Here is a 21,936-nt window from a genome sequence, read left to right on the forward strand (position 1 = left end):
CCGACAAGCTGGGGCGCGTGCAGGTGCGCTTCTTCTGGCAGGACCAGGACGCTGCCAGCAACTGGATGCGGGTACAAACACCCGGCGCCGGTACCAGCGCAGTCATCGAAAAGAACCGCGGCTTTTGGTTCGTCCCTGAAATCGGCGACCAGGTCATGGTCGCCTTTGAGCAGGGCGATCCCTCCCGGCCCTTTGTGGCCGGCAGCCTCTTCCACATGAACAACACCAGTGGCATGGTGGCCGACAACAACATCAAAGCCATCACCACCCGCAGCGGGCACACCATCGAGTTCGACGACACCGACGGGGCCGAGAAAATTACCATTTACGACAAGGAGCAAAGTGTGATCCAGTTCAATACCGCAGAAAAATCAATCAAGATTCAGGCGATGGAGAATGTAGAGATTGGTGCTAAAAACATCAAATTGGTTGCCGAAGAAAACCTTGATTTTGGCGCAGCCAAGAACATTACGATGGCTGCCGAAGAAGCCTTGTCGCTGCAATCGGGGAAAGACACCGGCATAAAGGCCAAAGGTGCTGCTACTGTTGAAGCAACAAAGGATTTGACGCTGAACGGTCAGAACTTCACTGCAGAAGGTAAGCAAAATGCCGAAGTTAAGGGTGGTGTTCAGACCAGCATTTCGGGAACAATGACTTCCGTTCAAGGTGGAGGTGGTAAGGTAGAAGTGATGTAAGCAAGGTGTTAACGATTACCCAAACCCAAACTTAAACCCAAATCCCAATAGCAACCACAAAAATGAATTGATCATGGCAGGAAAACCAATAGCCACCATAGGCAGTATGCATGTTTGTCCCATGGTAACAGGATACGTCCCCCACGTGGGAGGACCGGTAAGTGGTCCCGGAGCGCCCAATGTGCTGATCAACGGAAAGCCAGCAGCCTTAATGGGCGATATGTGTGTGTGCACCGGCCCTCCGGATTCTATTGTTCAGGGAGAACCCACTGTTTTAATTAATGGCACGCCGGTGGCCACTATGGGCAGTATGACTGCCCACGGTGGCAGCATAGTGGTGGGAGAACCCACAGTGATGGTCAGCTCAGCAACCCCCAATAAAAAAGCCTTTACCCCTTTGGCTGAGATTCAACGTCCGGAGTTTAAACGTATAGAGGTGCTTTTTAATAAAGGCAAGGACTTGGTCACCGGCAGCAAAAATGCTGAAAAAATGAAGGAAGCCAAAGCCGCTCAGGATAAAGTGGACGAAGAAGTCATTGAGCACGGGTTTGTACCCGATTATGAATTTAGTGTTTAAGCCCTAACCCCTATAACGATGAAGTTTGAATACCCTATACCTGTTTCCGGAGAGGATGCCACAGAGCTGCTGGGGCACAAAAATGCGGTGGGCCATTATCCGATGGGTCGCCTTTTTAACTGGCACGGAGGACTGCACGTTTTTGAAAGGGAGTATGCACCCATCAAAGCGATAGCCGACGGAGTGGTAATTGCCTACCGCGTAGGAAAAACTGCCATTGAATGTGAAGGGGTCAAGTTCTCGAACAGCTTTGTGCTGATCAAGCATAAGTATGTTAGTCCCCAAGGCCGGGAGCTGCCCTTTTACTCCTTGTACAATCACCTGATGACCTTTGATGAGCTAACAGCCCAAAACAAGGTGCCGGATATTTTTGGCGTGCAAAAGTTTGAAGTAAGCGGGCAGACCATCAAAGGGCTTTTTATGCGTAAAGCAAGCAATTTTGATGAAAAGGTGCTTGTTCCCAAGGGCATGACTGTAACGATAGACTTTGATACCAATGCCCAAAGTGCTGGTGCTACGCAATGGGCAGCAGACAAAAAGAAGGAGCAATATAAGAAAGTGAAATACGTGGATCCTTTTACCAAGACTGAGTATGAAGATTACTATATTTTCTATAGCACCGACCGGTTCACCAATGTTACGGGTAGCCATTACGAAGTGGATACCAGTGAAGACAGTACCCTGAAAAAAGGGGAGAACATCAGAGCGCTTAATGGATCGAGCATAAAATATGTAGTGCCTAATGGTACTTCAGTGGTGGTGGATGGCTTTGTTGAGGACAAAAAAGACTACTATCGAGTAAAGAGCTTGGACGGCGAAAAATGTGATGAAGAATTAAGGGTTTGGGCAAAAAGTCTTGCAGGAGCTAAGGAGAAGGCTTTGTGTTTGGTAGAAGGTGATTGTGGCGATGTAGTTACCGGCGAGGACTGCGACATTGAAGTCTCAGCGGGAGATGTTGTAGGCTTTGTTGGCCTCAATGGTTTTGCCAACAACGAAAGCCATCGGTCGGTCCACGTTGAGGTGTTTACCAATGAAGCCAGCCTGTCGTCCTTCCTGAAAGGTGTTGAAGGAGAAAAAGACGATGTGAAGGATACCCTTAATTATACCAAAATAGCACGCGGGGCAAAGCTCTCTTTGAAATACCCATTAACCATTTTAAAGGACGACGAGATTAAGGTAGAGGAGTTTCCCGAAGGAGAGGACGAGAAGTATTGTCGCATAAGTCTGGCAAAAGTGGTGCGTGAGGTAACTTATTATTACCACACCCATAAGTCTGCGGCAAATTCTTATCTGAGCTATAAGTCCGGCACCCAGGTTACTGGTGCTGATGGTGAAATAGTCTCGGCACAGTATACCCCCGCTAAACTGAAAGAACTTAACCTTTTATTTTACAATAGCCTGCAGAAAGACTCCATCCTCGATTGGGTAGCTTCTCCGGCTGCTGATCGGCGACAGGTATCTTTTTGCCCCTCTGCGGGTAGCCTTACGCTGTGGACCACCAAGGCAGCCTTGGGGATAAGTAGTAAACCCAGTGCTCCTATTAAGCTGACTGCCGATTTGCAAGAGTTGTACTATAAGCGACCAGAGAATGACGAGATTGAATTTGAGGTTGAGCAAGACGTTTTCAAAAAGACTGCTGACCTTGAAAAGATTGGCTCAGAGAAAGATCAAAACTGCTGGTATAAGGTAAAGGCCCTGAGAAGCAACATGGACGACAATGGAAAAAGAACATACAGTTCGGTGGAAGGATATATCAAATCGGACGATTCAAACGTTAGTAGTGTGTCGGCCTACGATTGGGAATCCTTTGGTTTTGAAATGCTCGACAGTCAGGCAGACGCCTTTGTCTTTAACAATTCGACAGAGGGCATAGTGGAAAGTAAAGCATCGGAATTTTTGAAAGCAGTTTGGAAACATATCGATTTGAATGGCGACGGTGAACTCAGTCGCCCGGAGTTGGCGAAGGCCCTAAAAGACAGTGTTGCACAGCAAAGGTTGTCGCGCCTTGTTTGTTACCACCAAAGTGAGTGGGGAGTAGATTATGAAGCTTTGAAATCTGAAGTGGAGGTTTTGCTGGACGAAGGCATCAATAGGGAACAGGACGAAGAGAAAAAACAAAAACTTACCGAAAAGAAAGACAAAACCCTGGCCTCCCTGGAAACTAAGGTCAAAAGCTTTAACTTTTGGGATAAGGTGAAGGAACCAGGAGCGGCAGTTGCACCCGCAGCTCCACCACCACCTGCTCCTCCCGGGCAAACTTCACTTTCTGCGAGAATTGCAAATATGGACTCTCCTATTTTGACTAACTTGTACCCTGCCATGCAACAAGCCATTTCAACTTCAGAGAGTACCGCAATTACGTACGAACCGGCGTACGTACCTATGCCCAAGCATCCTAAGTTTTGGCACTTCCACCCCATGGCTTTTGTGGAGCAGATGAGGAGGACCAGACAAACATATAAGAAAGGTGATAAAGGTCAGGTTGTCTTGGAAATTAACTTTCGGCTTGCTGGTTTTGGTGGGGCATTGCCGACTGATGAATTTACGGATTTGACAGAAAAAGCTGTAAAGCAATTTCAAAAGGATTACATGAAAACAAATCCTACTGGCAAGGTGGATAGCTTTACTCTTGATGCTTTGGATGATTTTAATGATAAGTATCAGTTTTCAAAAGGGAGCTTAGAATGCCCTAGTTGTTCCTGTGGTGGATTTGGAAATGGTAAGTATCCAGAACAGAAGGGTAAGAGCTCAATAGCCGAAATGTACAGGAAGTATGAATATCCAGGCGTTCATCGCTCTCTGATATGGGCATTGAAAGCTATCATTTTTTATTTGGATGAAAATAGTGAGGAATTAGGGTATTCTTTCAATAGTATCAATTCTGGTTATAGGTGTTGGTTGAATAATATTAAGCACGCAAGAACTTCTACCAATCACATGGGGAAGTCTTTGGATCTAAGCTTTAATAAAAATAGCCTTGTTGATATCGAAACTATTCGTGATAAGATCATAATACCCAAAATCGGGGCACAATTAAGATGGAGTCTGCCAAATAAGTTTTCATTGGAGCCATCGAGGAAGAGTTATCCTACTGAGTATATTGCAACGTCATGGATTCATATAGATGTAAGACAATTTGATTTGAAATATTTAGATGATTCTTTTTTTGTAAAAAGTATTGAAGATGCAACTCGAAACAGAATAGCAGCAAATATCACTTAAAATATGTATTATGAATGTTAAACTGATTGTGATCTTTTCCATTTTTCTTTTTTCTTGCAAAAATGGAAATCAAGCTAGTAAGATAAAGGAGAGTATTAGCCAAGAATCTATTGACAACGTTAATTCTTCTGCTGTCTTTGGAACATTAAATGTTGAATTCGATAAATTTTGTATTGGTTTGGAAGAACATTCTTTGCCGATAAATTATTCTTTTGAGTTTATTATTGATTTGCCAAAATTCAAACCCCTACCAGAAAATTTAAACCAATTCTTTGTTGATCGAAATGTTGCCAATGCAAGTATTGCAAAAATGCCAAATCACAATAATAATCAAATATTTATGATTGCATGGCTTGAAGAGTCTGGCGAAACATTGTTAGAGCTTTGTTCTATTACCGATGAAATCCGTAGGCTTCCTATTTTTTATGCAAAGGATTATGATAGGGATGGTCAGTTAGGAACGATTAAAACTACTTTTGAGATAGCAAAGAATTATGAGATTTTTCTTACTGAAGTTTTTACTCCTTTTGATTCTGATAATTCAAGCGCTTTGGTCTTAAACGAAAGCAATTATGTTATTAATTCAAAAGGCCATTTTGTAGAGAAAAAGTAGCCGTTTTAAAGGATTCTGTTTTCAGCTTACCAGAGTACTGGCTCAAGCTAAGAAAATAAATGCATCTAGGCCTCCCATAATCGAACAGTTTTTTGGTTTTACCTAAATTGAGCGATTCATAATTTCACCTGCCCCTGTCGTCTCACTTGATTTCAAAAAAACGGAAATTTTCTCAGAGGTAGGCTTCTTTCGTGTACTTTTTCAAGGAAAATTCAGTTCTGTTTTTCACTCAAACCGAACTTTATCGCATTTTCTATGGGTCTGGACATAAGTCTCCCATTACCACTTATAGAGGCTCCTTTTTAAGGGTGTTGTAAGTACTATTTATAACTCACCTAATATATCCCAGTATGAGATTTTTCACCTTGGTTAGTTTGCTATTAATAGTTAATTCATCTTATAGTCAATTAAGAACATTGACACCGGTAAATCTGAGAAGCAGGCCCTCTGTAATAGATTCAGAGATAATTTGTGTTTTAAAGAGTGGAACACTTTTGAAGGATGCGGTTTTGGAGGATGGCTGGTATTGTATTTTTGCGGATAGTATTCAGGGTTATGTTAAATCAGATTTTGTTGCTGACTACTATTTTGAGAAGCCCTGCATGAATGAATTAATAAAAGAAAGCTATTATTCTTATATTCTTGCCGTTAATTCTCTTGACTCTAGCCTGGCTCTTCTTGTTGATAACGGATGGGGTGGTGCAATTGATGGCCCAGCATTAAGTATCTGCATAAGTAACTATTCAGAAAGCAGCAGTAAAAACAAGGAGCTGCAAATAAACAAAAGGCTCCCTTCGCTTTCCACATCAAAAGAAATTCAAGAACAGCAGCAAGCCCTCATAAATTTGGCATGGGATGAGATGGGGGTTGCCATTCAGCAGTTCTTATTTAACAACAATTTTACTCAAAAATCAAAAGAGGATATTCAGGGGATTGAGGTGTTGTCCTGTAGAGAGATAGGTGTGGAGTGTTCTTATGAAACAATTAGTACGGACGCCGGTGAATCTATCCCTGTGATCCATACAATTACATACCAAGGTCAAGAGGTCTGGCGAGATGAAAGTAACAATATTGAAGGTGGAGCAAAGGAGATTGTAAGCGTTCTAGCAATTGGAGAAAAAACGATCAGGCTTTTAATAGAATTTGCTGGGGATAATCATCCATATTTTGAGACAGTCTACTTTGAGAGATAGGGTATATGAAACCTTATAATACAACCCAAATGTTGGACCCTAAAAACATAGCTTTTAAATTTTCCCTCGTTGAAGGGGAGTCGTAGGACTCAGTTCCCCCTAATTCTTTAAGGTGGCGAAGATGTGGCGGGTGTTGTTTATGGTGCTGTTTCTTATAAGACAGGCAAAGGTTTGGAATCGTAGCAAGCGGGGCAGTCCCACCTTGCTGTCGGACCGCTGGAAACATTGTTTTAAAAGGAATAAAATGAGTAAAACAAGATTGAATGTAAATGATTTACAGATTGTCCTTTACAAACAAAAGGAAGACGAATATATCTCGCTGACAGACATGGCTAAATTCAGAGATTCTGAAAGAACAAATTACATCATCCAGAACTGGATGCGAACAAGAAATACAATTGAATTTTTAGGACTTTGGGAGCAACTGAGAAATCCAAGGTTTAAAAGCATCGAATTCGATGCCTTTAGAAATGAATCAGGGTCAAATAGTTTTACTCTAACTCCGAAGAAATGGATAAAAGCAACAAACTCTATCGGGATTATCTCAAAATCTGGAAGATATGGCGGAACATATGCACATAAAGACATTGCTTTTGAATTTGCATCATGGATAAGTCCAACATTCAAGCTTTACTTGATAACTGAATACCAAAGGCTTAAAGAGATGGAAACCAACCAATATAATCTTGAATGGAATGTTAAAAGAATCCTAAGTAAAACCAATTATCATATTCATACAGATGCTGTTAAAAACTTCATTCTGCCAGATAAGAATTATGAAAAAGACAAGGAATGGATAGCCTACGCCGAAGAAGCTGATTTATTAAATGTTGCACTTTTCAACTGTACAGCAAAAGATTGGAGAGAAGTAAATCCTAATTTAGCAAAAAAATCAATGAACATAAGAGATATTGCCAGTATTAATGAACTTGCCATTTTGTCGAATTTAAATGCACAAATGATTAAAGAAAAAGTGGATAAGCCAGAAAGGTTTGAAAAGTTGAGAGACATCGCAAAATATCAATTGACAATATTGAACGAAAAGGACTTTATGAAAGCATTGAAAAAATTGAATGACAATGTTTTTATTGATAAAAGGAATCGACTAGAAGAATAAACAACGAAGCGCCAATATCATATATAAAACATTGGGGGATCCCCAAACGGTTGTTAACATTCCCGATGATGATGAAGAAGATTGCACCCCTAATTCTTTAAGGTGGCGAAGATGCGGCGGGTGTCGGTGGCGCCGGTTTGGTCTACTATTTTTAGGGTGTTCCAGCCTTTTTTGAAGGTGACGCTCATGCGGTGTTCGCCGTTGGTGCTGCAAAACATGAGGCCAGTATTTTAAATCACCGGTCTGAGTTGGATCTTTTTAACCGCAGGTGTATTCCTCACTACGAGTTGCTTCTAATTATGCCTTGTAAGAGCGAGCGAGCTATTTCAATTAGTTCATGTAACTTTGATTGCACCACAGCATTGAATTGTTGGGCAGCCATAGAGTTAAAATGCCCGGCATTATCCAACAGAAGCAATGCGTCAAGTGATAGCCAGCATGTAAGAGTTATTCAGGCGCAATTGAGGTTTCTGGGGTATTATAATGGGGCTCTGGATGGAGACAATGGAGCTGGAACAAAGGATGCCATTGCAAGGTATAAGACCGGGAACGATAGTGGGTTAACCTCAGGTTATTCTTTTTTTGTTGATGGTAAAGTACGACCAGTTCCAGTTTCTACAGATGATGAGTTTAAAATAGATGGATTAACCAGAAGTGAATCGTTTGAGAATGCTGGAGAGCATGGGGTGGACGAGAATGGAAATGATGTGGCAAAAGAAGTTACACAATCCATTTCGGAATTGCTGTTACAATGGTTAAATTTAGAAGCTCCACTCCCGAATTATGGGGGAAATACATTTAATGTCCTAGTTTAAAACTTGAAGTTATGAGGGCTACTTTCATTTTGTTATTGTCTTGTTTTTTGCTTATCCACAGTTTTGGATTTGGACAGGTTGTAGATTTAACGCCTTATGCGATTTGTAAGCAAGGAAATTTTGTCGGGTTGACAGAAGGATTGGGTGATTTGCCCGACACAGAGCCTGGCGTAACCTTAGCAGAAATGGTCTATGATGGATCTGTATATATCCCGGATTCAATAAACGGCTTCGCTTTGACGGTTTTAAATTATCCCTATTTCGGTATGGGGTATATGCGTGAAGTTCGGCTTCCGGAAACACTAACATATCTTTATGGTGATTTTGGTTCAAATTTAAGGAGCTTTAATATTCCTAAAAACCTTTATTATTTCTACGTTGGAGGCTTTGGTGAATTGGATAGTATTGCCTTGCCAATACCTGAGAAGGAGAATCATCGGTTTTTAGGTTGGAAGAAGTCTGACGTAGATACTTTGATCTCAGGTGGCTCTACGGTTAAAACATCTAGTGGAGAGTATTCTGCACACTTTGAATACCAACTAGACGAGCCATACGTCTTAAAAAAAGAGGATGTGCTTTTTATTGATGGAAATTTGAAAGAGTGCTATTACCGAGGAGCAAAGGATATTATAGTGCCATCAAGCTTTTGCGGTCATAAGGTTGAAAGCATAAATGGCAACCAATTTGATATGGCATTTGGTAATCAGGGTCTTGAATCTGTAGTGTTTGAGCTTGGCTTTGAAGATATAGGTGGTTTTGCTTTTAATCAAATTGCTCATATAGAATTGCCTGAAGGTGGAACTGGAATTACCCATGGAGCTTTTCGGCAAAACGAGCTTTCTGCGGTCATTATTCCTTCTTCCGTTATCCGAATCGAATCAGGAGCTTTTAGTATGAATCATATAGCCAAAGTGCATTTTAATTCACCATCAAATCTCAATTATATAGGAGGTTTTTCAGATAATTGGATTTCTGACTTGTTGCTCCCATCTTCACTAGATACTATAGCTCGTGGGGCTTTCGCAATCAATAGACTAAAAGAAGTCGTTGTTCCTGACAAGGTGAAAGTGATAGGAATGAGCGCTTTTTCTAAAAATAAAATAGAAAGATTAGTATTACCTGAATCGCTAACATTTATTGGAGCAAACGCTTTTCAAAATAACAGGCTTGCCGATGTTAAGGTGCCTAATAGCATCAGAAAATTGCATGAGTCCACTTTTAGTGATAACAAGATTGCGAAACTGCAGTTGCCCAAATCTCTTGAATACATTGGTGCGGCGTGCTTTAAAAATAATCAACTTTCAATGGTAGCTATCCCTTCTCAAGTTACATTTATTGGTGAAGATGCCTTTTCAGGCAATCCTTTTTTAGCGTCAGCCCCCAGATTACCTAAACCTCAGATTATTGGAAAGAGCTTTTTGTATTGGAAAGGAGAGGTTTTGATTGAGAAGGGAAAAGTGGAACGGACTGAACAATGTAATTCTGGGGATATAATTAGAGATGGGGTGAGGTATACGGCCGTTTTTGAGGAGTGAGTTTGTGTTTTACCTGGAACTAGGATATAGATGTAAGTATTAACTAAGAAGTAGTCCACATTTCAATCGAAACGTTTACCACTTATTACTAAGAAAGGGGTTTTTGTTTTAGCCCCCTATATTTTAGGACTTGATTAGTGACAGAAAGCACTTGTTAGGAGGGTGTAAAGCAAATTCTGTTTAATATAGGGGTAGTCTACATTGAAGTCTGCATGCTCCCAGTTTATTTGGTATATTTACGTGCGTACGGTATACTGTACTGATCAAATTAAAAAATATGAGTCTACGAGTTTTTGTTTGCAGCTTATGTTTTATTCTTCTGCTTTCTTGTGCAGACAGCAGCTTGAATAAAAAGATATCTTTTTATCATTGGAAATCGAATGCTGATTTTGATGATTCTTTTGGGGAGGCTTTAAAAGCTTCGAATTCGGAGAAAATATATCTGCGCTATTTTGATGTTGACAAAATTGAACCAGGTCGGTGGGGGGATGATGGCATTTACCCAACCTATGTAATTAAAAGAGTAGCAGGAGCGTTTAAAAACTATGAAATTGTGCCGGTGGTTTTTATTACCAATCAGGTTTTGATGACCGAGGACCTTGATACAGAGCATTTGTCAAATAGAATTGCGGAACTAATCAATGAGATAAGTACAGCGCATTTTGGTAAAGAAATTCACGCAGTGCAAATTGATTGTGATTGGACACAAGCAACGCGTGGGACATTCTTTTCATTGTTGGAATCATTAAAGAAGCAGTTTGATATTAATGTGACGATTCGATTGCATCAGATTAAGTTTAAAGAAGCAACAGGAATTCCACCGGTAGAAAGGGGAACGCTTATGCTGTATAATGTGGGAGAACTTGAAGATGAAGCGCAGAATTCAATTTTGGAAAACCATATTGTAAAACAGTACATTAATTCAGCAACCGATTATCCTTTAGTGCTGGATATTGCACTGCCGTTATTCTCTCAAACCGTTATTAAGAGTAATGATGATGAAATAAGACTCATTAACCAGTCGGTTCGTGATAGGATTAATAATGATTCACATTTTATCCAAATCGATGATAACAATTATCGAGTAGTTGCTGATACGCTTTTTAATGGCTTTTATTTAAGCAAAGGGTACCATATTAAAATAGATGAAATAAATGAATCAGAAATACTCGGTGCTTATAAGGTGGTGAAAGATAGTCGTATCATTATGGATGAGATCATCTTTTATCATTTGGATGAACAAATCCTGACCCGTATGGATCTTAACAAAATTATTCGAGAATTATGAAAAAATTAGTCGTCTTGCTTTTTTTAGCGCAGGGATTATCTTTTAGTTCATTTGCTTGTGCTGGTTGGGATGATTATTGGGATGATTGGAGCTTTTATAACTTGTTGGATCAAACCAACATTTCGAAGCAGGAGTACTATCCGTTCTTAAAAACTGAGTCTTCTTTTTTTTATAATGTGGCTGATCAGACTCCTGCTGGTAATCTTCGGCTTTGGAAGGAATTATTGCCGGATTGGAGTGTTGCTGATATAGAAAAGGCCGTATATGATTTCTCATCCTTTAGTTGGGCAAATAGAATTTCCAATATAGAGAAGCGCGCACATAAGTACCTCGAATTTGCGCAAGAGTGCACTGAGGCTTTTAGTTATCGCGAAAATCTGAATACGTGGAATTACAGCCAGCTTGTTTCGCAACAAAGCATTGATACTGAATCATTGCTCACTAAAGCCAATGCCCTGTTAATTGAAGAAACGAATGAACAGCTGAAAGCGCGTTATTATTATCAATTAATACGAATACTGCATTATTCACAAAGATGGAGCGATGCCATTAAGGTGTTTGAAAATCAGATAGAGGGAAGGATAAGTAAAAATGAAATTTACTATTACCTATTAGACCAAGTAGCCGGTTGTTATTATTCCACAGGTAATTACGATAAAGCTGCTTATTTCTTTTCTAAGGTTTTTAATCAAAGTATTGATCGAAAGCAGTCAGCCTTTGTGAGTTATAATTTTTGTGCCCGTAAAGGTTTTGAAGGACGTGAGTATTTTCGAGGGGCAGAGGATGAAAAAGATTTGTTGCTGATAAAAAGTTTGTATCAATTTACGGATCGCATCAGTAATATTAATGAGTTCATAGCACTGGATGCAAATGACGGACGCGTTGAGTTACTCTTTATGCGGTTGGTTAGTAATGTCGAACGTGTGGCATGGCCCAGGAATATTGGCGTATCTAACAAAACGCTTCCAAACATTGAAAGGGGGGCAACAAGTATTGAGGATTTGATTGCTATTGCCGATAAGCAGGTCCGTAATCAGATGGTTACAAATAAGGATTTCTGGGTTTTGGTGACTTCGTACTTGCATTTTGTGAATGATGATTTAGCCCAGGCTAAAAATCTACTCGAAAAAGTGGAAGCATTCGATGAACAGAAGCAGATACTAAGCTATGTTTTTCAGGTGTTTGGCTGGGAATCAATGACTCGAAGTAATGAAATTGCCTTTTACTCTATCTTAAAAAACAATCATAAGGGCAAATCGATTCTTGAACCCAACGAGGCCTGGAAGAGAATGCTTATGGATAGGGTTGCGCATGTTTATTATGCCGACAATCAGTTGGCAAAGGCGTTCCTTATGCACAATAAGTTGGAGGTGACCAGTCACTTGACATCAGGTCAATTATTGAGCTCTTTGGAGCGCTTTTACAATAAGGAAGACAAAAACAACTTTGAGCAAGCCCTTATAGCGAATAGATTTCATGATAGTTATGAATTTGTCGATTATGTCTATAATCAGAAAGGAATTTATTACTTATATCGTCAAAATCCGGATTCTGCATTGATCTGCTTTAATAAGATGAGTTCGGACATTCAAGGTGCTGTTATACCGGCCCAAATCTTTAGTAATAATACTAAGGAGGGGTTTACATTTCCAGACGATAAGATAATGGAAGACGAGGTGTATAAAGCGGGTGTGTTTTCGTTTATCAAATCGGATATGACCTTAAAGGATGTGGCTGCGAATTTGATGCAATTGGAACAGTTGCGGCACGATAATTTGCAATGGAAAAGGAAGTTGGCGAATTATTTGTTGGGAAATTTTTACTTCAATATTTCGAATACCGGATATTATCGAGGAAAATTATATAATCGATCTAATGTTGGGCATTACAGTTATGTTGGGTATTATTTTGAAGGAATGAATACGCCAAAGTATGACGACGACATTATTAATAAACAGGTGGGTTACAATCTGTCAGATATTGTATATCACGGAAGGAAACATAGGGGGATGAGCGATGTTGCGAGACGCTATTATGAGGCTGTGATTGCTGAGTCCAGTGATAATGAGCTTAATGCCAGATGTCTTTACTTGCTGGCCAAATGTGATTTGAATGATTTTTACAATAAGGGTAGTGAAAACACCTATTCGGTAGATGCTGGCTATAGTCATTTGATTTTGCCAGAAAGTGAGAGTTTTAAACAGTTAAAAGAGAAGTATTCCGATACCAGGTTTCACGAAATGATTATTCGTGAATGCAGTTACTTTAGGCATTATAGTGCACTCCATTAATATGTGATGTACCCCTAATTCTTTAAGGTGGCGAAGATGCGGCGGGTGTCGGTGGCGCCGGTTTGGTCGACTATTTTTAGGGTGTTCCAGCCTTTTTTGAAGATGACGCTCATGCGGTGTTCGCCCTTGGTGCTGCCGAGGTAGTGGTCGTCGAGGTACCAGTATACGGTGGAGCTGGTGGCGCTGTTGCCGGCGCGACAGACGACGGATTGGGTTTGGCCGTTGAAGTCGCGGGGCAGAAAGAGTTTGGCTTCCATGTCGGGGTAGATGATTTTTACGGCTTCGTCGGCTTTGTAGGCTTTGCATTGGGGGTAATGGGGGGGCAGGGCCTGGATGTATTGGCCTTTGGCGCGCAGGTAGTAGGCTACGTCGGGGGGGTAAACAAGCAGTGATTTTTGTTGATGACCGGTGATGTTCCAGCAGTGGGAGCAGCATTGGTATTGGCCATTGGCGGAGAGGTGTTTTATTTGGTGATAGTCGCAGGCGCGGAGGGGTTTCATGCCCCAGGGCAGGTCCATGATGAGGGTGTCGGGACAGGCTGCGGTGGCGCGCAGTCCGGATAGTTGGCAGATGGCTTGTTGCTTAAAGTCGATGTCGGCTTTTTGGAACCATTGCTTGGTTTCGGAACGGGGCAGCATTTGCAGGATGTCGAAGAGGATGGCGCCGGCGGAGGTGGCGCCGCTGAGGTTTTTGTTGCCTTCGCCGTTGAAGTTGCCTACCCATACGGAGATGGTGTATTGGGGGTTGACGCCGATGGCCCAGGCGTCTTTGTGTCCGTAGCTGGTGCCTGTTTTCCAGGCAAAGGGGCGGGCGCTGTTGAAGTGTTGCCAGTAGTATTCGCTGCCGGGGCGTTTGAGGTCGTGGAGCATGTCGAGTACGAGGTAGCTGCTGCCTGGACTGATGAGTTGTTTGCCTTGGGTGCTTTGTTGGTTTGGGGTGAGGTGGTTGGGTGTAAAGATGCCGCGGTTGGCGAGGCCGCGATAGAGTTGGCTCATTTCCCAGATGTTGACTTCGCCGCCGCCGAGGATGAGGGGGAGGCCGTAGTCGTCGGCCGGCCGGAAGAGGGTGCTGATGCCGGCTTCTTTTAGGAAGGTGTAGAAGGGGTAGAGGCCGTAGGCGTTGAGCAGGCGTACGGCGGGGATGTTGAGCGATTGTACGAGGGCTTCGCGGGCGGTGACTACGCCTTGGTATTCGCGACTGGCGTTGCGGGGCGAGAAGCCGTCGAAGTAGGTGGGGAGGTCGCGGATGTAGCTTTCGGGGGTGATGAGGCCTTCGTCGATGCTGAGGGCGTACAAGAAGGGTTTGAGGATGGAGCCGCTGGAGCGTGGGGCGCTGATGCCGTCGACTTGTCCGCTGTGTTTGAAATCAAAAAAGTCGGGGGAGCCTACGTAGGCTTGTACGGCGCCGGTTTGGGTGTTGGTGACCATCAGGGCCAGGTTGTTGATGCCGTAGCTCTGGTAGCGGTCGCGGTACATGCGGGCTATTTGGTTGCATTTTAGTTGCAGTTGGTGCTTGATGGTGGTGTGCAGGATGTGCTGGTGGGGCTGTTCTTTTTTAAGGCGGAAGGCGAGGTGGGGGGCGTGGGTGGCAAAGCGGTGGAATTTGTTGGGTACGGGTTCGAGGAGGGCGAGTTGCAGGGTGAGTTCCTGGATGTGGCCTTTTTGGTGGAGCTTATGCAGCAGTTGGTTGCGTTTTTGTTTTAGGGCGTCGGAGCTGGCGGTGGGGTAGATGAGTCCGGGTGCGTTGGGCAGTACGGCGAGGGTGGCGGCTTCGGCCCAGGTGAGCTGATCGGCGGGTTTGTCGAAGAACATGAGGGCGGCGGTGCGGTAGCCGATGACGTTGCCTCCGTAGGGGGCGTGGTTGAGGTAGAGGAGCAGGAGGTCGCTGCGGGAGTGGTGCAGGGTGAGTTTGATGGCGAAGAGGGCTTCGCGCAGTTTGTTGAGGTAGTTGCGGGGCTTGTTTTTGCGCATGCGGGCTATTTGCATGGGGATGGTGCTGGCTCCGCTGGTGATGCGTCCCTGCTGTAGGTTGTTGCGCGCGGCTCTTAGTATGGCTTTAAAATTGACGCCTATGTGGTGGTAGAAGTCTTCGTCTTCGAAGGTGATGACGGCGGTGGCGAGTTTTTGGTCGACGGCTGTGCTGTCGGGTGGAAAGTGCCATTGCTGGTTTTTGTTGAGAAAGGCGTGCAATAATTGGCCGTTTTTGGCCAGTACTATGGTGCTGTAGTCGTTGCTGAAGAGTTGGGTTGGCGGGGGTACCGCCAACCATAAAAGGGCAATGGCCGGGATCAGGATCGCCGGCCATTGCCATGGTTTTAGTTTATTCAAAGGCTTCAACATAAACATCTTTGCCGCTGGTGCTTGCTTTGTAGTTGTTGTTGTACATGGCTTCGACGAGGGTGCCGGGCAGCCAGTATTTGCCGGCGGTAACGCAGTTGAGCTTGACGACGAAGTCGAGCGCTGTGCTGTTTTCCAGGTCGAAGAACCACATGATGCGGTCGTCTCTTATGTCGAGGTAGTTCTCTTTGTTGAGGTTCCAGCTGTTGGTCCACTCGGGCAGGGCGGTGTTGTTGAGTCGGGTGTTTTCGATTTGCCAGCCGGAGGGCAGTATTTGCATGAGGGCCATTTCGGAAACGCGACTGAGGTTGCTGGTGTTGTGAACGCTGAAGCGGCCGTAAAAGGTTTCGCCTTGTTTGAGCTTGGCGGGATTGATGGGTAGGCCGTTTTGGTTGTACCAGGTGACTTCGAGTTGGATGTTTTTGGCCATGGGTTCCTGGGTGTCTTTAATGGGGACGCCGTTCCAGGAGAGACTGGCGAAGATTTGTTCTGCGCTGGAGCCGGGGGCCAGGTGTATTTCGATGTCTTTGTTGAAGTTGTTGTACAGGCGGAGACTGGTGCTTCCCTTTTTGTTGAATTCGATTTTTTGTCCGTCGGCAAGCAGTACGTGACCGGTGATGATTTGGTCGCCGCTTACGGAGATGTTGCTGGCGTCGAAGTATTTACCGAGGGCCAGGAGCATGTATCCGGAGCTTTGGGTGCTGAGGTAGTCTTTGCCTGAGAGGGTGGTGGCGACGGACTCGGCGACGAGTTGGGCGGTTTCGTTTTGCTGCATGAGGGTGGCGCAGTAGAGGATGATGGCGTCGTCGCGCTGGCTGGAACCGAAGTTGTAGCTGAAGGGCTCGTATTCGGTGGTTTGGATGCCGGTGCTTTCGAGTATGCGGTCTCTGATGTTTTCGGCGCCGGCTTGGTGGTAGGCGGCGGCGAGCATCCAGCGACTGGCGTTGTTGAGCTGGTCGAGCTCATTTTCCATGAGCAGGTTCATTTCGGCCATGACCTGGCGCTCGGCCAGGGCCAGAATGAAGGCGCGGTAGGCGCGGGTGGACAGCTCGCCCTGGTTGCGGCGGGCCAGTTTTTCGAGTCCCCCAATGGCGTTGTTATATAGATAATCGGGTACGGAGTAGCCCATCTTTTTGGCTTCGACCAAAAAGTGGGTGGCGTAGTTGCTGCTCCATTCGCACAAATTGGTGTTGCCGGGCCAGTAGGCAAAGCCGCCGCCTTGCAGCAGAAATTGCTGGAGTCGACCGATGCCTGCGTTGAGGTTGTTGTCGATTTCTTTTTGCTCGCTGCTGCTGAAGTAGCCCATCTTTTTAAGGTAGAGCTGGGGAAAGAGGGCGGAGGTGGTTTGCTCGAGACAGCCGTAGGGGTAGCGGATGAGCCAGCGCAAACGGTGGTCGAAGTCCATATTGGGAAAGAGGCTGATGTTGAGGCTGGCGTTGTTGGTGCCTTCGAGGCCTACCTGGGGGACTTTCATTTTGATGGTGGCGCCTTTTTCGATGCGCTGGGTTTGCTTGTCGAAGAGGCGACTGGCGGAGGGTACGACTTGCAGGTTGGTTTTGTTCTGCACTTGTACTTTTCCGGCGGTGCCGTCGATGACGATGCTGCCTTGCCCTATTTGGTTTTTGGCGCGTATTTTAAATTTGATGAGGGCTTGGTTGTCGGCACCAAAGGTGACTTTGGTGCTGTGGTTGCCAACGACTTCGAGGGGACCGGTGGTGCTTATGGTGAATTGGGCCTCTTTTTCGGTGTTGGTCATGTTGAAGAGGGATACGGGGACTTCAAATTCGTCTGTGGGCTTGAGTATCCGGGGCAGGTTGGTTTGCATGATGATGTCGGAGCGCACGGGAACGGTTTTTTCGGCGTGACCGTAGCTGCCTGCTTTGCTGCCTATGACCATTATGCGTACTGCGCCGTTGTAGTTGGGCATGTGAAATTTAACGGTGGCTTTTCCCTGGCTGTTGGTGTTGAGGGGGCCGCGAAACATGCTTACGGGCTCAAAGCGCTTTTTGCCGTCAACGGGGTCGAGCTGGGCTTCGCGGTAGTCCATTTCGTCGGCGCCACCTATGGAGAAGGTCTGGAATACGTCGTCGCGGTTGGCGCTGATGATGTGTGAATACAGGTCGTAGGTTTCGACGTAGAGGCCGATTTTTTTATAGAATTGGCGCCAGGGGTCGGGGGTTCTGAATTGGGTGAGACTGAGCAGGCCTTCATCGACTACGGCGATGGTGAACTGGGCGGGCTTGCCGTTGCGGGTGCTTATGTTGACTTCGAAGTCTTCGTTGGGAACCAGGTTGCCCGGGGTCTCGAGGTCGAAGTGTATGCGGGTGTCGGCGTCTTCTATGCGCAGGGGCATGATGCCGAACATGCGTATGGGGCGGTCGTTGGTGGTTTGGTTATGGGGCTGCAGTACGGATACGGTGACGTAGACGTTGGGCAAATAGCGTTTCTGCAGGGGGATTTTGATGATCATCTCGTCGCCCTTCTCCTTGGTTGGGTCGGCCCAGAACCAATTGAGCATGCTGTTGCCGCGCTCTACGGTTACCAATACTTTGCCTTGTTTGGGATTGGGGATTAGGATGCGCGCTGTTTCGCTGGAGCTGTACACCGCTTTGTCGGACCGCATGGATAGGGTGCCTTCGTTCATGTCGCCGCCGGGTACGCTGCCGTATTGGTAGGCGCTGAAGAACATGGAGGCGGTGTGTCCGTTGCCGCCGTCCATTACTTCGATGAGGTATTCGCCGTTTTGTGCGGGTACAAAGCCGATGTGGGTGCTGCCTTCGCCCAAGCTGATGCTGCCTTCGGAGGCGATGTAGGTCTGACTGTCTTCTTTATATTTCAACTGGTAGCTGCGGCGGTCGTTGTACTGGTACCACCAGCGGCGATCGTTGCGGTAAATGCGGTATTGCAGTTGGCGGTTGGTGACTTTGTTGCCGTCGGGGTCGAGCAGTACCACGGGGAATTTGGCTTCGGCGCCGGTTTGGTAGTAGCCGTAGCCGCTGGGGTCTTTGATGCCTACGTAGGCGGGATATACGTGGTAGTTGGCGATGTTCCAGCCCTGGTTGGGCTGTCCGCCTTTCTCGAGTACTTTGGCCGATATTTTTAGTTTGAGGGCGGAGGGTACGTTGCCCAGCGGCGGCACAAACCAGCTGCCTTTGAGCTGCCCTTCTTCGTTGAGCGTGGTTTTGCTTACGTTTTGTGTAAAGGGCTTGTAATCGACGTCGACTCTCGAAAAGTGGTAATCGGCGTATTTGGGGAAGGTGATGGTGTGGGGGTGGACTTCGATGTCGATTTCGGCTTTGAGGTTTGGTGCGGGTGCACCAAACAGGTAGCGGGCGTCGACTTCAAAACCTATTTCGCGGTCGTTCCACTGGAAGTTGCGCTTGTCGGGGCGCACTGTTACCCGCAGTTGTTCGGCAACTACGGTTTCTATTTTCAGCTCATCGCGAAAGTAGGCGCCGCCGGCTTCAATGAGCACGCTGTAGGTGCCGGTGGGGGCGTCGTCGTCGGTGGCCATGGCAAATACGTACATGCCGTCGTCGGCGCTTACGTTGGTTTGTTCAAAAACTACGTCGTATTCGGGGTCTCTTACGCTGATGTCGATGGGGTGATCGGCTGGGAAGTGGTCGTCTTCGTTGCGGGCGATGAAGGCGATGTGGATGGAGTCGCCGGGGCGGTAAACGCCACGTTCGGTGTAGATGAAGCCGCGCAGTCCCATGCGGTTTTCGCCGATGCCGCCTACGTCGAAACCGGAGGTGCTCCAGCGCATTTCGTCTCTGTTGAGTGCTGAAATTTGTTTGTCTTTGGAGGCGGTGATGTAGTTGAAGTACACGGCGCCGTCTTCGTCTCGAAAGTATGCCTGTCCCTGATCTCCGGTGGAGGTGTAGGTGCGTACTTCGCCGTTGTAGTTGAGCAGGGAGACTCTGGCGTTGGAGACGGGCTGACCGGTAAGGAGGTCGGTGACGAAGACTTGGGTTTCGTCGTTGGTGTATTTGGCGGTGATGCCCAGGTTGCTGAGGAATACGGGTTTGTAGATTTGGCCCTGTTCTTCGAGGTAGCTGAGCAGGTCGCCTTCGATGGCTTCGCTTACGTCGCTGGCGTTGAAGTTGAGCCGTATGAGAAAGAGTCCGTCGTTGTATTTGTCAAAGAGTTCGGAAAGGTCGATTTCGTTGAGCAACCATTCGTTTTTTACATCGGATAGTTCGATGGTCTGGTTTTTTACGATGACGCCTATGCTTCCGGAGTAATGGTCGCCAAAGCCTTTATTGCGCTTGCGGTCGCTGCTGAGTTGACTGCTCTCCAGGAACTGGCCTATTTTGTTGGTTTGTACTTTTTTTACCTGAAGGTGTACGCGCTTGAGGTTGGTGGTGTAAAACTGCAGGCGCTTATTGTTGGAGGAGGGCAGCACAATGCCGTTGGAGGCAAATTCGAGCTGGGGAGGGATGTTGGAGAATTGGAGTTCTTCGCTTTTGGCTTCTGCGGTGTAGGTGGCCCAGCGACTGCGGATGCCTTTTTGTACGGTGATTTTGTAGCTGCTTCCGAATTTGAAGCCGCCGTCGATGGATAGGGCGTTGCCCATTTTGCGTACCTGAAAATCAACTTCGGGGCTTATGCTGATGAGTCCGTCTATGTTTTGATCGATGTCGAGCTCGTCTGAAAAGGTGATGCGGATGGCGGGACTCCTTCCGTTTTCGTCGGTGCTGAACTGGTTGACTTTCATTTCTTTGAGGGGGGAGACGACGAAGCTTTCGCTGTGGTCTTCGGTCAGATCGAGGGCCTTGCCCTTAATGCTGAGGGTGTATTGCACGTCTTTGTCGGTCCGTACTATGTCGTCGGATACAAACTGGAAGCTGCTTTCGCTGAGTTGACTCCAGGTGAGGTCGATTTTGCCGCCGCCTTTGAGGGTGGTGTTGGCTTTTAGGGTTTCGAGGTCGGTGGCTTCGGAAAAGCTTACTCCTCCCCGGTAAATGAGGTGTTTGGGGTCGTTGCGTTCTTTGAGTTCGACTGCGCCGTACACGTTGTTGAGTTCGCGTCCCAGTACGTTGAGGTAGAAGGTGAGGTCTTCGAGTTCCTTTTCTTTAAAGGTGGGCGAAAGTTTTTGCAGGTCGAGGCTGCCTTTGATGACGGTGCGGGTGGGCAGATCTTCTTCGGACTGAAATTCGAGGGTGGTGGTGGAGCTCCAGGTGGCGCTTCCTTTTATTTTGGGGGAGAAGGTGAAGACTTTGTCGACGGTGCTTCCAACTTGATCTTCGTTGATTACGGGGTTGTTAAAGATGACTTTAACAACCGTATTGCGGTATATGTTTCCGGTGGTGACGAAGCTGACTTCTTTGGCGACTTCTTTGGAGTATACGACTTCGGGAAGGGGCTGGCCGGCTTGGGGTTTTGCTTTTTGTTTGCAGGAGGTGTTGAGGCTAAGGGTCAGCAGCAGCAGACCGGCCGCCTGAAGCAAGTAGGATTTTTTCATTGTTTTGGGTGTTGGTTGTGCGGTTTTACTTTTTTGAAAACTGACTCTAAAGTAAGCAGTTTTTTGCAGTTTTTCTCGCTGTTTTGAAATTATTTATGGTGCAGGGTGGCTGGTGTTTTGCTTGTGCTTACAGCCCCAGTAAAATGAGGGCGCCGCTGAGGGTGACGGTGGCACCGGCTATGGCGTGGGTGTATTTGTGGAGGTGGTTGACTTTAAGGAGATTGGTGCCGTAGTGGAGGGTGAGGACGGCGGCGACCATGGTCAGGAGGGTGCTGATGGCGAATACGCTGCTTACGGCGATGATGCCGGCCAGGGAGTGTTGGGCGGCGGGAAACATGAGCAGGGGAATGAGGGGTTCGCAGGGGCCGAGGACGAAGATGAGGAAGAGGACCCAGGGGGTGAGACTGCGGTTTTTGGGGACCTCGTGGCTGTGGCTGTGCTTGTTGGTGCTCAGTTTCCAGATGGCCCAGATGAGGTAGGCGCTGCCAAAGAGGAGGAAGGCCCATGCGGCCCAATCGCCCCGCGTGGCTTCAATGCCTTCGAGTTGGCCCAGTCCGACCCCCAGCGCTATGCCTATGCTGCCAAGGACGATGGAGCTGGCCACGTGCCCCAGTCCGCATGCCAGGGTAATGCCTATGGTGCGGGGGGTGGACCAGCCACGGGCTTTGGCCATGGCGACAAATGGGAGGTAGTGGTCGGGCCCCAGCAGGGTGTGTACGGTGCCCAGGGAGGCGGCGGTCAACATCAATATCCACAGTTCGGAACTCATCCTTAGCTTATTTTTGGTTTC

The 21,936-nt window shown here is 46.2% G+C and carries 14 protein-coding genes; 10 read left to right on the forward strand and 4 right to left on the reverse strand.

Annotated features, from left to right (window positions below; translation table 11 throughout):
* The 6 genes from B4W65_RS17335 to B4W65_RS14590 form a co-directional block, all read left to right on the forward strand.
* The coding region (locus B4W65_RS17335) for a phage baseplate assembly protein V (RefSeq protein ID WP_205741294.1) at positions 1–695 on the forward strand (695 nt) is incomplete at its 5' end.
* A gap of 73 nt (positions 696–768) precedes the next feature.
* Entirely contained in the window at positions 769–1,272 is a 504-nt protein-coding gene (locus B4W65_RS14570; protein ID WP_088655908.1) for a PAAR domain-containing protein, read from the forward strand.
* 18 nt (positions 1,273–1,290) lie between these two features.
* The gene (locus B4W65_RS14575; RefSeq protein WP_088655909.1) at positions 1,291–4,494 is read left to right on the forward strand and encodes a peptidoglycan-binding protein; all 3,204 of its coding nucleotides are present in this window, start codon (positions 1,291–1,293) and stop codon (positions 4,492–4,494) included.
* Positions 4,495–4,504: 10 nt separating this feature from the next.
* Positions 4,505–5,107 carry a hypothetical protein gene (locus tag B4W65_RS14580; RefSeq protein WP_088655910.1) on the forward strand — a complete coding sequence of 201 codons (603 nt, stop codon included), beginning with the start codon at positions 4,505–4,507 and terminating at the stop codon, positions 5,105–5,107.
* Between the two features lie 350 nt (positions 5,108–5,457).
* Complete coding sequence (locus B4W65_RS14585; protein WP_146697804.1) at positions 5,458–6,300, forward strand: SH3 domain-containing protein; 843 nt, start codon at positions 5,458–5,460, stop codon at positions 6,298–6,300.
* 244 nt (positions 6,301–6,544) lie between these two features.
* Positions 6,545–7,417, forward strand: coding sequence for a KilA-N domain-containing protein (locus B4W65_RS14590; protein ID WP_088655912.1), 873 nt, complete (start codon positions 6,545–6,547; stop codon positions 7,415–7,417).
* A gap of 89 nt (positions 7,418–7,506) precedes the next feature.
* Here B4W65_RS14590 and B4W65_RS17685 read toward each other — a convergent pair whose 3' ends face one another.
* Positions 7,507–7,635 carry a hypothetical protein gene (locus B4W65_RS17685; RefSeq protein ID WP_262487825.1) on the reverse strand — a complete coding sequence of 43 codons (129 nt, stop codon included), beginning with the start codon at positions 7,633–7,635 and terminating at the stop codon, positions 7,507–7,509.
* A 30-nt stretch (positions 7,636–7,665) separates the two neighbouring features.
* Here B4W65_RS17685 and B4W65_RS14595 point away from each other — a divergent pair, with 30 nt between their 5' ends.
* The 4 genes from B4W65_RS14595 (at position 7,666) to B4W65_RS14610 (ending at position 13,346) form a co-directional block, all read left to right on the forward strand.
* Positions 7,666–8,232: a peptidoglycan-binding domain-containing protein gene (locus B4W65_RS14595; protein WP_088655913.1), complete on the forward strand. Its 567-nt coding sequence runs from the start codon at positions 7,666–7,668 to the stop codon at positions 8,230–8,232.
* An 11-nt stretch (positions 8,233–8,243) separates the two neighbouring features.
* Complete coding sequence (locus B4W65_RS14600) at positions 8,244–9,767, forward strand: leucine-rich repeat domain-containing protein (protein WP_088655914.1); 1,524 nt, start codon at positions 8,244–8,246, stop codon at positions 9,765–9,767.
* Positions 9,768–10,044: 277 nt separating this feature from the next.
* Complete coding sequence (locus B4W65_RS14605; protein WP_088655915.1) at positions 10,045–11,055, forward strand: hypothetical protein; 1,011 nt, start codon at positions 10,045–10,047, stop codon at positions 11,053–11,055.
* On the forward strand, positions 11,052–13,346 hold the full coding sequence (locus tag B4W65_RS14610; RefSeq protein WP_088655916.1) for a hypothetical protein: 2,295 nt from the start codon (positions 11,052–11,054) through the stop codon (positions 13,344–13,346). The genes B4W65_RS14605 and B4W65_RS14610 overlap by 4 nt, the downstream gene beginning before the upstream one ends.
* A 14-nt stretch (positions 13,347–13,360) precedes the next feature.
* On the opposite strand, the gene pbpC is transcribed toward B4W65_RS14610, so the two are convergent.
* The 3 genes from pbpC to B4W65_RS14625 form a co-directional block, all read right to left on the reverse strand.
* Positions 13,361–15,673 (reverse strand): penicillin-binding protein 1C, encoded by a 2,313-nt coding sequence (gene pbpC / locus B4W65_RS14615; protein ID WP_158522859.1) that lies wholly within the window; start codon positions 15,671–15,673, stop codon positions 13,361–13,363.
* Positions 15,666–21,146 (reverse strand): alpha-2-macroglobulin family protein, encoded by a 5,481-nt coding sequence (locus B4W65_RS14620; RefSeq protein WP_088655918.1) that lies wholly within the window; start codon positions 21,144–21,146, stop codon positions 15,666–15,668. Before B4W65_RS14620 ends, pbpC begins: the two co-directional genes overlap by 8 nt.
* A 127-nt stretch (positions 21,147–21,273) precedes the next feature.
* A complete protein-coding gene (locus B4W65_RS14625; RefSeq protein ID WP_088655919.1) occupies positions 21,274–21,915 on the reverse strand; it encodes an urease accessory protein UreH domain-containing protein in 642 nt (213 codons plus the stop codon).
* Positions 21,916–21,936: the final 21 nt, after the last annotated feature.

This window comes from Geofilum rhodophaeum (assembly GCF_002210225.1).
In the GTDB taxonomy this organism is placed as follows: domain Bacteria; phylum Bacteroidota; class Bacteroidia; order Bacteroidales; family Marinilabiliaceae; genus Geofilum; species Geofilum rhodophaeum.

Excerpts from the sequence above, each read along its gene's own strand:
- B4W65_RS14570 (WP_088655908.1), top strand. The coding sequence starts at position 769 with ATGGCAGGAAAACCAATAGCCACCATAGGCAGTATGCATGTTTGTCCC.
- B4W65_RS14575 (WP_088655909.1), top strand. The coding sequence starts at position 1,291 with ATGAAGTTTGAATACCCTATACCTGTTTCCGGAGAGGATGCCACAGAG.
- B4W65_RS14580 (WP_088655910.1), top strand. The coding sequence starts at position 4,505 with ATGAATGTTAAACTGATTGTGATCTTTTCCATTTTTCTTTTTTCTTGC.
- B4W65_RS14585 (WP_146697804.1), top strand. The coding sequence starts at position 5,458 with ATGAGATTTTTCACCTTGGTTAGTTTGCTATTAATAGTTAATTCATCT.
- B4W65_RS14590 (WP_088655912.1), top strand. The coding sequence starts at position 6,545 with ATGAGTAAAACAAGATTGAATGTAAATGATTTACAGATTGTCCTTTAC.
- B4W65_RS17685 (WP_262487825.1), bottom strand. The coding sequence starts at position 7,635 with ATGTTTTGCAGCACCAACGGCGAACACCGCATGAGCGTCACCTTCAAA.
- B4W65_RS14600 (WP_088655914.1), top strand. The coding sequence starts at position 8,244 with ATGAGGGCTACTTTCATTTTGTTATTGTCTTGTTTTTTGCTTATCCAC.
- B4W65_RS14605 (WP_088655915.1), top strand. The coding sequence starts at position 10,045 with ATGAGTCTACGAGTTTTTGTTTGCAGCTTATGTTTTATTCTTCTGCTT.
- B4W65_RS14610 (WP_088655916.1), top strand. The coding sequence starts at position 11,052 with ATGAAAAAATTAGTCGTCTTGCTTTTTTTAGCGCAGGGATTATCTTTT.
- B4W65_RS14620 (WP_088655918.1), bottom strand. The coding sequence starts at position 21,146 with ATGAAAAAATCCTACTTGCTTCAGGCGGCCGGTCTGCTGCTGCTGACC.
- B4W65_RS14625 (WP_088655919.1), bottom strand. The coding sequence starts at position 21,915 with ATGAGTTCCGAACTGTGGATATTGATGTTGACCGCCGCCTCCCTGGGC.